Origin of the sequence: Micromonospora sp. LHW51205 (genome assembly GCF_003315815.1) — a bacterium.
GTDB lineage: Bacteria > Actinomycetota > Actinomycetes > Mycobacteriales > Micromonosporaceae > Micromonospora > Micromonospora chalcea.
Genome location: NZ_QMEZ01000002.1, coordinates 318,453 through 330,651, shown reverse-complemented (window position 1 = coordinate 330,651; position 12,199 = coordinate 318,453). Strand labels below are relative to the sequence as shown.

The 12,199-nt window shown below is 73.0% G+C and carries 10 protein-coding genes; 7 read left to right on the top strand and 3 right to left on the bottom strand.

Annotated elements, in window-relative coordinates; genetic code table 11:
• Window positions 1–100 precede the first annotated feature (100 nt).
• Window positions 101–904 carry a class I SAM-dependent methyltransferase gene (locus DQE82_RS09400; protein WP_113972497.1) on the bottom strand — a complete coding sequence of 268 codons (804 nt, stop codon included), beginning with the start codon at window positions 902–904 and terminating at the stop codon, window positions 101–103.
• Window positions 905–1,216: 312 nt separating this feature from the next.
• On the opposite strand from DQE82_RS09400, the gene rpsA reads away from it, so the two are divergent.
• Window positions 1,217–2,746, top strand: coding sequence for a 30S ribosomal protein S1 (gene rpsA, locus DQE82_RS09395; protein WP_051611429.1), 1,530 nt, complete (start codon window positions 1,217–1,219; stop codon window positions 2,744–2,746).
• Between the two features lie 161 nt (window positions 2,747–2,907).
• On the top strand, window positions 2,908–4,086 hold the full coding sequence (gene coaE / locus DQE82_RS09390; protein ID WP_069089072.1) for a dephospho-CoA kinase: 1,179 nt from the start codon (window positions 2,908–2,910) through the stop codon (window positions 4,084–4,086).
• 36 nt (window positions 4,087–4,122) lie between these two features.
• Here coaE and DQE82_RS09385 read toward each other — a convergent pair whose 3' ends face one another.
• A complete protein-coding gene (locus DQE82_RS09385; protein ID WP_233514625.1) occupies window positions 4,123–5,742 on the bottom strand; it encodes a hypothetical protein in 1,620 nt (539 codons plus the stop codon).
• A 301-nt stretch (window positions 5,743–6,043) separates the two neighbouring features.
• On the opposite strand from DQE82_RS09385, the gene uvrB reads away from it, so the two are divergent.
• The 4 genes from uvrB (at window position 6,044) to DQE82_RS09365 (ending at window position 10,396) form a co-directional block, all read left to right on the top strand.
• The gene (gene uvrB, locus DQE82_RS09380) at window positions 6,044–8,149 is read left to right on the top strand and encodes an excinuclease ABC subunit UvrB (protein ID WP_043329585.1); all 2,106 of its coding nucleotides are present in this window, start codon (window positions 6,044–6,046) and stop codon (window positions 8,147–8,149) included.
• A 25-nt stretch (window positions 8,150–8,174) separates the two neighbouring features.
• Entirely contained in the window at window positions 8,175–9,011 is an 837-nt protein-coding gene (locus tag DQE82_RS09375; protein WP_113972496.1) for a helix-turn-helix transcriptional regulator, read from the top strand.
• 24 nt (window positions 9,012–9,035) lie between these two features.
• Window positions 9,036–9,404: a VOC family protein gene (locus DQE82_RS09370; protein WP_043329588.1), complete on the top strand. Its 369-nt coding sequence runs from the start codon at window positions 9,036–9,038 to the stop codon at window positions 9,402–9,404.
• Window positions 9,405–9,499: 95 nt separating this feature from the next.
• A complete protein-coding gene (locus DQE82_RS09365; RefSeq protein WP_113972495.1) occupies window positions 9,500–10,396 on the top strand; it encodes a DUF5753 domain-containing protein in 897 nt (298 codons plus the stop codon).
• 116 nt (window positions 10,397–10,512) lie between these two features.
• Here DQE82_RS09365 and DQE82_RS09360 read toward each other — a convergent pair whose 3' ends face one another.
• On the bottom strand, window positions 10,513–10,806 hold the full coding sequence (locus DQE82_RS09360; protein WP_030503827.1) for an antibiotic biosynthesis monooxygenase: 294 nt from the start codon (window positions 10,804–10,806) through the stop codon (window positions 10,513–10,515).
• A gap of 386 nt (window positions 10,807–11,192) precedes the next feature.
• On the opposite strand from DQE82_RS09360, the gene DQE82_RS09355 reads away from it, so the two are divergent.
• Entirely contained in the window at window positions 11,193–12,191 is a 999-nt protein-coding gene (locus DQE82_RS09355; protein ID WP_043329590.1) for a TerC family protein, read from the top strand.
• Window positions 12,192–12,199 lie beyond the last annotated feature (8 nt).

The following is a 12,199-nucleotide window of genomic DNA, read 5'->3' as shown; positions in this document are numbered from 1 at the left end:
GGACACCAGGGGCCAGGTGATGTCGGGATGGGCTCGGCGCTCATGCGGCGAGCGTACCGCCGGGTGCCGGAGCTCGTGTCGCACCGGACGTGCGACGCGCTCAGCCCGTGGGCTTCTCGGCGACGAAGATCGCGGTGCCGGGGAACAGCCGGCCGCGCAACGGGCTCCACTGCCCCCAGATGCCCTCGTGCCCGGCCGGCCACTCCGGCTCCACCAGGTCCAGCAGCCGGAACCCGGCGCCGACCAGCTCCCGGATCCGGTCGCCCAGGGTGCGGTGCTGCTCGACGTACGTGGCCACGCCGTGCTCGTCCTGCTCGACGTAGGGGGAGCGGTCGAAGTACGAGTGCACGGCGGTCAGCCCGCCCTCGCCCGGGTCGTCCAGGAAGATCCAGCGCATCGGGTGGGTGACCGAGAAGACCCACCGGCCGCCGGGGCGCAGCACCCGGGCCACCTCGCGCATCGCCGCCGCCGAGTCGTCCACGAACGGGATCGCGCCGAACGCGGTGCAGACCGTGTCGAACGCGGCGTCGGCGAACGGCAGGGCGAGCGCGTCGGCCTGCACCAGCGGCACGCGTACCCCGGTGCGTTCGGCGGCCTCGGCGGCGTGCCGCAACATGCCGGCGGACAGGTCCAGCGCGACCGGCCGGGCGCCCTGGGCGGCGAGCCAGCGGGCGGCGGCGGCCGCCCCGGCGCCGAGTTCGAGGATCCGCCGGCCGGCCACGTCGCCGAGCAGCCGCGCGTCGGCCTCGCGCAGGCCCTCCGGGCACCAGACGAAGTCGGCGTCACCGAGGAACGCGCCGTGCTCGGCCTGGTACGCGTCGGCGTCGGTGTCCCACCAGCCGCGGTTGGCCCGGCGGATCTCACCGGCGTCGACCCGTCGGCGGGTCACCCTGTCGTCGTCCACCCGTCCACGCTAGGTCCGGCGGCGTCCGGCCGGTCGGGTGGGGTGGCGGTTGGGACGGGTGTGACGGACGAGACAGCTGTGGCCCCTTACCGCGCAAAATCTCCGCTTTCGCAGCGGATGAGTTCGCGCGGACCCGGGAGGGCTTGCACGCTGTGGTAATGCAGCGGGTAGGCTAGACGATGCGCTCGCGGATCGTGTGCCTCGGCAGGGAGCAGGTGCGCGGTCACCGGAGCCACTAATGATCTTCTCGCGTCGATCGTTCGGTGTGCCCGGCGACGGATCCGTTGGCGCGGCAGAGTCACCGCGACACCCATGCCCGCTGTGACAACCCATCCGACCGGAGCAACCGCCCACATGACGAGCAGCATCGAGGCCACCTCGAGCGCCAACAAGGTCACCCACGACGACCTCGGCTCTGAGGAAGCTTTCCTCGCCGCGATCGACGAGACCATCAAGTACTTCAACGACGGCGACATTGTCGAAGGCACCGTCGTCAAGGTCGATCGGGACGAGGTCCTGCTCGACATCGGCTACAAGACCGAGGGTGTCATCCCCTCTCGGGAGTTGTCGATCAAGCACGACGTGGACCCGGCCGAGGTCGTTTCGGTGGGCGACCACATCGAGGCCCTCGTCCTCCAGAAGGAGGACAAGGAGGGTCGGCTGATCCTCTCCAAGAAGCGGGCGCAGTACGAGCGGGCCTGGGGCACGATCGAGAAGATCAAGGACGAGGACGGCGTCGTCCGCGGTTCGGTCATCGAGGTCGTCAAGGGTGGTCTCATCCTCGACATCGGCCTGCGTGGCTTCCTGCCCGCGTCGCTCGTCGAGATGCGGCGTGTGCGTGACCTGCAGCCGTACGTCGGCCGCGAGCTCGAAGCCAAGATCATCGAGCTGGACAAGAACCGCAACAACGTGGTCCTGTCCCGCCGTGCCTGGCTGGAGCAGACGCAGTCCGAGGTGCGCACCGAGTTCCTCAACAAGCTGCAGAAGGGGCAGGTCCGCAAGGGCGTCGTCTCCTCGATCGTCAACTTCGGCGCGTTCGTCGACCTGGGCGGCGTGGACGGCCTCGTGCACGTCTCCGAGCTGTCCTGGAAGCACATCGACCACCCGTCCGAGGTCGTCGAGGTGGGCCAGGAGGTCGAGGTCGAGGTCCTGGACGTCGACCTGGACCGCGAGCGGGTCTCGCTGTCGCTGAAGGCGACGCAGGAGGACCCGTGGCGTCAGTTCGCCCGCACCCACGCGATCCAGCAGATCGTGCCGGGTAAGGTCACCAAGCTGGTGCCGTTCGGCGCGTTCGTCCGGGTGGACGACGGCATCGAGGGCCTGGTCCACATCTCCGAGCTGGCCGAGCGCCACGTGGAGATCCCGGAGCAGGTCGTGCAGGTCGGCTCCGAGGTCATGGTCAAGGTCATCGACATCGACCTGGAGCGCCGCCGGATCTCGCTGTCGCTCAAGCAGGCCAACGAGGGCTTCGTCGAGGGCGAGGAGCACTTCGACCCGACCCTCTACGGCATGGCCGCGACCTACGACGAGCAGGGCAACTACATCTACCCGGAGGGCTTCGACCCGGAGACGGGCGAGTGGCTCGAGGGCTACGACAAGCAGCGCGAGACCTGGGAGCAGCAGTACGCCGAGGCACGTCAGCGCTGGGAGGCCCACACCAAGCAGGTGCAGACCTCCCGCGCCGCCGACGCCGAGGCCGCTGCCAACCCGGCTCCGCCCGCCACCAGCGGCACCACCACCTCGACCTCGGCCCCGAGCCGTCAGGCCGAGGAGCCGGCCGGCACGCTTGCGACCGACGAGGCGCTCGCCGCGCTGCGGGAGAAGCTCGCCGGCGGCAAGTGACCGGACGCTGACGCCTGCTCGTCCCACCGGACGAGCCGGCGACCGCCTCTGACGACGGGCCCCGTCCCCGCGTTCCGCACCAGCGGAGCGCCGGGGGCGGGGCCCGCGTCGTGTGCCGGGACGGTTTGGCATGTGGACGAGCGATCCGGTTGACTGTCCGGGTGCTGAAGGTGGGGCTGACCGGCGGAATCGGATCGGGCAAGAGCGCGGTGGCGAGCCGCCTCGCCGCGCTGGGCGCGGTGATCGTCGACTCGGACCGCATCGCCCGCGAGATCGTCGCGCCCGGCACCGACGGGCTGGCAGAGGTGGTCGCCGCCTTCTCCGACAGGGTCCTCGACGCCGACGGGGCGCTGGACCGGGCCGCCCTCGGCGCGCTGGTCTTCGGCGACGAGGCCGCCCGCCGCACGCTCGAAGGGATCACCCACCCCCGGGTACGCGCACGCAGCGCCGAACTGGTCGCCGCCGCCCCGGCCGACGCGATAGTCGTCAACGACGTACCGCTGCTGGTCGAGGTAGGGCTCGCGCCCACGTACCACCTGGTGGTCGTGGTGCAGACGGCCGTGCCGACCCGGATGGCCCGGCTGACCCGCGACCGGGGCATGGCCGCGGCGGAGGCGCAGCGGCGCATCGCCGCGCAGGCCGACGACGCCACCCGGCGCGCGGTCGCCGACGTGCTGCTGGCCAACGACGGCACGCTCACCGAGCTGCACGCCGCCGTGGACGCCCTCTGGCGGGACCGCCTGGTGCCCTACGAGCGCAACGTCCGCGAGCGCCGCGCCGTGCCGGCCGACCCGGCGGCGCTCGCCGGGCCGGACCCGACCTGGCCCGAGCAGTACGCCCGGCTGGCCGCCCGGATCCGCCACGCGGCGGGCGGTGACGTCCGGGTCGACCACGTCGGCTCCACCGCCGTGCCGGGGCTGGCCGCGCCGGACGTGATCGACATCCAGGTGACTGTCTCCTCGCTGGACGAGGCGGACGGGCCGATCGCGCAGCGGCTGGCCGAGGCGGGCTTCCCGCGCCTGCCGGGTGACTGGTGGGACGTCCCCCGGCAGCCGGAGCCGGTGCGCTGGCCCAAGCGGCTGCACGGCGGCGCGGACCCGGGGCGTCCGGTGCGGCTGCACCTGCGCGAGGCCGGCTCGCCCGGCTGGCGGTACGCGCTGCTGATGCGCGACCACCTGCGCGCCGACCCGGCGCGGCGGGCCGACTACCTGCAGGTGAAGCGGGAGCTGGCGGCCACCGCGCCGGAGCACGCGGCGTGGGGCACTGTCAACGACCCGTGGTTCGACGAGGAGCACCTGCGCGCCGAGGAGTGGGCCGCGCAGACCGGCTGGCGTCCCTGACGCTCACCCCCGGCGTCGCGCGCGGCGGCGGGCGGGTCAGCGCGACGCCGGGCCCGGTGGACCGGCGGACACACGGCCCGGCGTGAGGTCGAGCCGGACCCAGACACCGGACCCGGTGCGCAGTTCCAGCCGGCGTGGCAGCCCACCGCGGTCGAGCCACCAGCGCCTGCCGCCCGGCACCTCGACCACGTCGACGGTCCGGTCGGCGACCCGGTCCTCCCGTACCCGGACGGCGTCTCCGTCCGGCGCGTGCGTCCCGGCGCGCAGCGCCGCGTCGATCAGCCGGTCCAGGTCGTCGCCGGGCGGGCGCGCGGGCGCCGCGAGCAACCCGGGCGGCATCGGCGTCGGCGGCGTGGCCGGCCCGTCGGGGGACCGGTGCGCCTCGGCCACCCGGCCCGGCCGGACCCAGCGCAGGGTACGCCGGCCGCTGCCGTCCTCGATCACCACCAGGTACGCCGACGAGGTAGCCCAGCTCAGCGTGCCCGTGCCGCGCAGGGTGGCGGACGGGCCGAGCGGGGCGGTCACGGTCACCGCCGCGCCGCCGACGGCGCGCAGGCGGGCGGGCAGCGCGGCCAGCCGCTCGGCCTCGTCGTCGGTGAGGTCACGGGGTTGCCCGGGCCGGCCGCCGAGGGCGTCCACCGGGTGCAGCGTGGGCCGGTCCGCGCGGCTCAGCTCGACGGTGACCGGGCTGCCGTCGGCCAGCCGTCCGGCGAGCCGGTGCAGGCGGGCGTCGGCGTCCAGCCAGAGCGTGGGCCGCGGGTCGCCCGGCACGGCGAGCGGGGCCTGGAGCACGTCCACCGGGATGCCGCCGACGCTGTCGTGGCGCAGCCACCGGCCGTCGGCGCCGGGCGGGTCGACCCGCGCGGCGCCGAGCCCGATCAGCAGGTCGCGTACCGCGCCCAGGCCGTGCCCGCCGCCCGGGGCCCGCATCCGCCAGCCGTCAGTGGGCGGCACCAGCGGGGGCCGGGCCGGCGTGGGGAGCGCGCCGGGGTCGGGGCGCACGAGCAACGCGGAGCCGGTGGCCTGGGCCAGGCCCCGGTCGGCGTCCGCGCCGGGGCCGCCGACGTCCAGGTAGACCAGGGGGCGGGCCCAGTCGACCCAGCCGACCAGTTCGGTACGGGCGCCGCCGGCGCCCACAGTGACCCGGACGCCGGCGCGTACGTCGCGCAGGTTGGTGACCCGCAGCGCGGCCACCCGGTCGGCCTCGGCGGAGGTGAGCGGGCGAGTCGTCCCGGCCGGTGCGTCGGGCCCGGGCGTCCCGGTCAGCAGCGCGGCGACCAGCGCCGTCGCGGAGATCACGGCGGCGCCGGCGAGCGCAGCGAGCATGATCCGGCGGCGGCCCGGCCCGTCCGGTGGGTCGTCGGCGCCGTCCAGTTCCGGGCCGCCTCCGGGCCGGGCCGGGTGAGCGGGGGAGCGGCCGGTGACGAGCTCGCGGCGGCGCCGGCCGGCCACGGTGGCGGGCCGGGCCGGCGTGCTGGTGCGGGCGCGGCGGTGCCGGCGGCCGGGCTCACGGGGCACGGACTGGTCGCCGCCGCCCCGGGCGGTGAGGCGGCGGGGGCGACCCGCGCCGCGCGGGCGGCCGGCGTCGTCGGCGGACGGGGGCGCGCCGGTGTCGGGCGGCTCGCGTCGCGGCCGGCGGTCGGGAGAGGTCCCCACGAGTGGAAAACGCGAGAGCGGGGTTTCGGTGACGAGCAGGGGCGCTCGCGGCGGCCGGTCAGCGCCTGCGCGCGACCACCGTCGGCGCGCACGCCGGTCGACCCGGGTGCTGCGGCCCTGGCGCCGGGGGCAACCGGCCCTCGGAAGGGGGGCGGTCGCCGGCCCGGTCGGCCGCCGCGAGCGGCCTACGGTACGAGGGTAAACCCGTGAGATGAGCCACACAATGGGAATATCGAAGCTGATCAGGGACGGTCCGTGGTCGTGGCCGGAAGTGTCGGACCGCGGGCGTACGGTTGGTGTCATGGCGCTCGACATTCCCCGGCTCGACGGCCGCTTCCAGGTCGTCAGTGAGTTCCAGCCGGCCGGTGACCAGCCGGCTGCCATCGACGAGCTTGAGCGTCGCGTGCGGCGCGGCGACCGCAACACGGTGCTGCTCGGCGCGACCGGCACCGGCAAGAGCGCCACCACGGCGTGGCTGGTCGAGCGGCTGCAGCGGCCGACCCTGGTGCTCGCCCCCAACAAGACCCTCGCGGCCCAGCTGGCGAAGGAGTTCGGCGAGCTGCTGCCGCGCAACGCCGTCGAATACTTCGTCTCCTACTACGACTACTACCAGCCCGAGGCGTACATCCCGCAGACCGACACCTACATCGAGAAGGACTCCTCGATCAACGAGGAGGTCGAGCGGCTGCGGCACTCGGCCACCATGTCGCTGCTCACCCGGCGCGACGTCATCGTGGTCGCCACCGTCTCGGCGATCTACGGGCTGGGCACGCCGGAGGAATACCTCGACCGGGCCGTGCGGGTGAAGGTGGGGCAGGAGCTGGACCGTGACCAGTTGCTGCGGCGGCTGGTCGACATCCAGTACACGCGCAACGACATGGCCTTCCAGCGCGGCACCTTCCGGGTCCGCGGCGACACGCTGGAGATCATCCCGGCGTACGAGGAGCTGGCGGTCCGCATCGAGCTGTTCGGTGACGAGATCGAGAAGCTCTACTACCTGAACCCGCTGACCGGTGACGTGGTCCGCGAGGTCGACAGCTTGATGATCTTCCCGGCCACGCACTACGCCGCCGGTCCGGAGCGGATGGAACGGGCGATCCGCGACATCGAGGCCGAGCTGGGCGAGCGGCTGGCCGAGCTGGAGCGGCAGGGCAAGCTGCTGGAGGCCCAGCGGCTGCGCATGCGCACCACCTACGACATCGAGATGATGCGGCAGGTGGGCTTCTGCTCCGGCATCGAGAACTACTCCATGCACATCGACGGCCGGCTGCCCGGCAGCCCGCCGCACTGCCTGCTCGACTACTTCCCCGACGACTTCCTCACCGTGGTCGACGAGTCGCACGTGACGATCCCGCAGATCGGCGGCATGTACGAGGGCGACGCCTCCCGCAAGCGGATGCTCATCGACCACGGCTTCCGGCTGCCCAGCGCGGCGGACAACCGTCCGCTGCGCTTCGACGAGTTCCTGGAGCGGGTGGGCCAGATGGTCTACCTGTCCGCCACCCCCGGCCCGTGGGAGCTGGAGCAGGCGCAGGGCGAGTTCGTCGAGCAGGTGATCCGCCCCACCGGCCTGATCGACCCGGAGGTCGTGGTCAAGCCGACAAAGGGCCAGATCGACGACCTCATGCACGAGATCAAGCTGCGCACCGAGCGGGACGAGCGCGTCCTGGTCACCACGCTCACCAAGAAGATGGCCGAGGACCTCTCCGACTACCTGCTGGAGAACGGCATCCGGGTGCGCTACCTGCACTCCGAGGTCGACACGCTGCGCCGGGTCGAGCTGCTGCGCGAGCTGCGCAAGGGCGACTACGACGTGCTCGTCGGCATCAACCTGCTCCGGGAGGGTCTCGACCTGCCCGAGGTCTCCCTGGTGGCGATCCTCGACGCCGACAAGGAGGGGTTCCTGCGCAGCGGCCGGTCGCTGATCCAGACCATCGGCCGGGCGGCCCGTAACGTCTCCGGCCAGGTCCACATGTACGCCGACAAGATCACGCCGTCGATGGCGGACGCGATCGACGAGACCAACCGGCGCCGGGCCAAGCAGATCGCGCACAACGAGGCGAACGGCATCAAGCCGGAGCCGCTGCGCAAGAAGATCCACGACATCCTCGACGACATCTACCGCGAGGCGGAGGACACCGAGAACAGCAACGTCGGCGGTGCCGTGCGGCAGCTCTCCCGGGGCAAGGCGCCGGTGAAGGAGACCCGCAGCCGCCGGGGCGCCGCGACCACCCCGTCCCGCGAGGGCATGGCCCGGGCCGATCTGGCCAACCTCATCCAGGAGCTCAACGACCAGATGCTCGCCGCCGCGCGGGAGCTGCAGTTCGAGCTGGCCGCACGCATCCGGGACGAGGTCGCCGACCTCAAGAAGGAGCTGCGCGGGATGGACGCCGCAGGAGTCCGGTGACCGGCGTGACGGCCGGGGTGGCGCGATGCTGACCGAGGCCGTCGTCGCGCGCCCCGATCCGCGACTGCGCCAGTGGGTGGACAGCTACCTCGGCTACCGCGAGGACGTGTCCGTCCCGCTGGCGCGCCGGGAGGTGGCGGGCGCGTTCGTGGTGCTGATCCTGGGCTGGGGCGCCCCGATGGACGTCGCCGACCCGCGTGACCGGGCCCGGGGCGCGTACGGCACGAACGCCTTCCTGGCCGGCCCGTTCGACAGCTGGTGCGCCACCCGCACCGTGGGGACGGGCACCGGGGTCCAGATGATGCTGACCGCCCCGGCGGCCCGCCGCCTGCTCGGGCTGCCGCTGGCCGAGCTGGCCAACCGGGCGGCGCCGGTCGACGCGGTGGCGGGCTGGCTGGCCCGGCTGCGCGACGAGCTGGCCGCAGCGCCGGGCTGGCCGGAGCGCTTCGCCCGGCTCGACGCCGCGCTGTCCGCGCGGCTGGCGGCGACCACGCCGGTGGACCCGCACCTGCTGGCCGCCTGGCGGCGGCTGGACGGCGGCGGGAAAGCCCTCGGCGTGGCCACGCTGGCCGAGGAGCTGGGCTGGTCGCGTCGCCACCTGTCGGTCCGGTTCCGACGGGAGTTCGGCCTGCCGCCGAGGACCGTCGCCCGTCTGCTGCGTTTCGACCGGGCGTACGCGAGCCTGGGCCGTACCGTGCTCACCGCGCCCTCCGCCGTGCCCGACGACACCGGCTGGGCGGAGCGGGCGGCCCGGTGGGGCTACTACGACCAGTCGCATCTGATCCGGGAGTTCCGCGAGTTCGCCGGCGTCACCCCGGCCGCGCTGGCCGGGCCGGGATCTCATTCGTCCAATCCGGCCTGACCGAGGCGGCGGCAGACTGGCGGCATGCAGAGCGTTTATCCCGTCTTGCGCTATCCCGACGTGCGAGCCGCCGTCGACTTCCTCTGTTCCGCGTTCGGCCTCACCGTGCGCGAGCTGCACGAGCTGCCCGACGGCACCCTGGTCCACGTCGAGCTGGAGTACGCCGGCGATCTGGTGATGCTCGGCCCGGGGCCGGCGCCGCAGCCCCGCCCGGCCGACGACGACTACCGCGTCTACCTGGCGATCGAGGACGTCGACGCGCATCACGAGCGGGCCGGGGCGGCCGGCGCGGAGATCATCAGGGCGCCGTTCGACACCGACTACGGCTCCCGTGACTACATCGCCCGCGACCTGTCCGGGCACGTCTGGTCGTTCGGCACCTACCGCCCCTGAACGACTGGCGCCTACTCCGGGCGTGGTAGCGCTGTGTGGGCGAGGTATTGCCGAGCGTGATGGTCATGCGTACTCTCCTCCCCTGGGAGGCGTGCATGCCGTTGTCAGCAAGTCCCGTGGTCCGGAGGGCGCGGCTCGGTGTGGAGCTGCGCCGGCTGCGCCGTCGCGAGTCGCTCACGTTGGAGCAGGTCTGCGTCCGGCTGGGTTGGGCGTCCACCTCGAAGCTGTCCCGCATCGAGCTGGGGCAGAGTCGGCCCGACCTGGCCGACGTGCTCGACCTGCTCGACATCTATCAGGTGCCGTCACCGCAGCGGGACGAGCTGATAGTCATCGCCCGGGACGCCGCCACCGGACGCGGCTGGTCCCGGGCGCTCGGCGAGATGGGCGAACGGCAGCGGGCGTACGTCGAGCTGGAGGCGGGCGCCGAGCGCATCGTCGAGTATCAGTGCGCGCTCGTGCCCGGCCTGCTCCAGACCCCGGCGTACGCCCGGTTGCGCGTATCGGCGGGCGCGGCGCTGACCGGGGACGTGGACGTGGAGGCCGAGGTCCGCGCCCGCGCGGCGCGTCAGGAGCTGCTGATCCGGCCGGATCCGCCGCACTACACGGCGCTGATCGACGAGCGGGTCTGCGACCCGGACGGCCTGCCCGGTGACGTGTGGCGTGACCAGATGCGGCATCTGCTCGCCCTCGCCGAGCGGCCTCGCGTCAGCGTCCGGCTGCTGCCCGGCGCGTCCTGCGGCGACGGCCCGCACCCGCTCGCGCCGTTCTCCTACTACGCCTACCCCGATCCGGCGGACCCGCGCACCGTGCTGGTGGAGACGCTGACCACCGACGTGCGCCTGGTGTCCGAGACGGACGTGAGCCACTACGAACGGGTCATCGAGCGGCTGCTCGCGGTCGCGCTGCCACCCGATGCCACGGCCGAGCTGGTGGCCCGGCGGCTGGGCGCCGCGCCGGTGCCCCGTCAGCGCGATCCGCACGACCTTGGCTGACCGGCGCGAGCTGGATCGACCGGCACGAGCTGGCGCGACCACCGGGCCCGGCGCCCCCGATGACCGTCGGGGCCGGTGGCCGCGCAGCGCGCAGGCTACGGCACGGGTACGACAGTTCAGGCCGGGACGTCGGTGAAGTGCTCGACCAGCGGCGGCCCGGCGAAGTACGGGCCGATCAGCCCGCGCCACTGCGCGAACCGGTCGGTCTGGCGGAAGTTCACGTCGTGCGCCTCGACCGAGTCCCACTCGACCAGCAGGACGAACCGGGTGGGCGACTCCACGCCCCGGGTCATCCGCACGGAACGGCAGCCCTCGGCGCCGGCGAGGATCGGCCGTGCCTGCGCGTAGGCGGCGGCGAAGTCGTCCTCGTTTCCGGGCGTCACATCGATCAGCGCGACCTCAAGAACCATGTCCGCAGCCTGCCATGCCACCCCGCCGGGTGTACGCACCGGGGGGAGACGCCCGGGCGAGAGTTGCTGGGCTAGCCTCCTAGGATGCGCTACGCGGGGTGAGGCGGCGCACGTCACCCAGCCGTACGACGGCCCGGAGATGCGGCACCTGGGTGTGATGGTGAACAATGGCGCCCGAGGAGGGGAGTATTCCCTCGCGGTGGAGTCGTCAGCACGGAAGAGCGCCGGTACCTTACGGTGGCCCGACCCGGCTCCGTCGGTCGGAACCTGCTGTCAGGCTCCGGCGGAAGAGACCTCCGACAGTCACCCCTGTCGGCGTCGACGCACCCCTGCAGCCCACCCGGCGTACGGTGTGCCCGAGGCCGCGTGTCTGCCGGAGGATGGATTTGAACGTGTCCGCATTGGTGTGGGCGGTAACGCTGATCGCGATGATCGCGGTCCTGCTCGCCGACCTGTTCATCATCGGCCGGCGACCGCACGAGCCCAGCGTCCGCGAGTCCAGCCTCTGGGTGGGCTTCTACGTCGGCCTGGCGCTGATCTTCGGCGGGGTGCTCTGGCTGACCGCCGGTGGCCGCGTGGCGGGGGAGTTCTACACCGGCTGGCTCACCGAGTACAGCCTCTCGGTGGACAACCTCTTCGTCTTCGTCATCATCATGGCCCGCTTCGGGGTGCCCCGGCAGTATCAGCAGAAGGTGCTGCTCGTCGGCATCATCCTGGCGCTGGTCATGCGCGGCGGCTTCATCGCGGCCGGCGCGGCGCTGATCTCCCAGTTCTCCTGGGTGTTCTACATCTTCGGCGCGTTCCTCATCTACACCGCGGTGAACCTGGCCCGGCAGGGCGAGCCGGACGAGGACGAGTTCAGCGAGAACGTGCTGATCCGGTGGAGCCGGCGGGCGCTGCCGCTGTCCCGGGACTACGACGGGGCGAAGATCACCACCCGGGAGAACGGTCGGCGGCTGTTCACCCCGATGCTGATCGTGATGATCGCGATCGGCACCACCGACCTGATCTTCGCGCTCGACTCGATCCCGGCGATCTTCGGCATCACCCAGGAGCCGTACCTGGTCTTCACCGCCAACGTCTTCGCCCTGATGGGGCTGCGGCAGCTCTACTTCCTGCTCGGCGGCCTGCTGGACCGGCTCATCTACCTCAGCTACGGCCTCGCCGTGGTGCTCGGCTTCATCGGCGTGAAGCTGATGCTGGAGGCGCTCGCCGACAACCACCTGCCGTTCATCAACGGCGGCGAGCCCGTGGGGTGGGCCCCGCACATCCCGATCTGGCTGTCGCTCACCGTCATCCTCGGCACCCTGGCCGTGGCCACCGCGGCAAGCCTGGCGAAGTCGTCACGGGACCGGCGACGGGAGCTGGTCAAGACCCGCCCCTGACCGCAGGG

Bases quoted from the DNA above. Each gene is read 5' to 3' on its own strand.
- DQE82_RS09365 (WP_113972495.1), top strand. From the start codon at position 9,500: ATGCCGTTGTCAGCAAGTCCCGTGGTCCGGAGGGCGCGGCTCGGTGTG.
- DQE82_RS09360 (WP_030503827.1), bottom strand. From the start codon at position 10,806: ATGGTTCTTGAGGTCGCGCTGATCGATGTGACGCCCGGAAACGAGGAC.
- DQE82_RS09375 (WP_113972496.1), top strand. From the start codon at position 8,175: ATGCTGACCGAGGCCGTCGTCGCGCGCCCCGATCCGCGACTGCGCCAG.
- DQE82_RS09370 (WP_043329588.1), top strand. From the start codon at position 9,036: ATGCAGAGCGTTTATCCCGTCTTGCGCTATCCCGACGTGCGAGCCGCC.
- rpsA (WP_051611429.1), top strand. From the start codon at position 1,217: ATGCCCGCTGTGACAACCCATCCGACCGGAGCAACCGCCCACATGACG.
- uvrB (WP_043329585.1), top strand. From the start codon at position 6,044: ATGGCGCTCGACATTCCCCGGCTCGACGGCCGCTTCCAGGTCGTCAGT.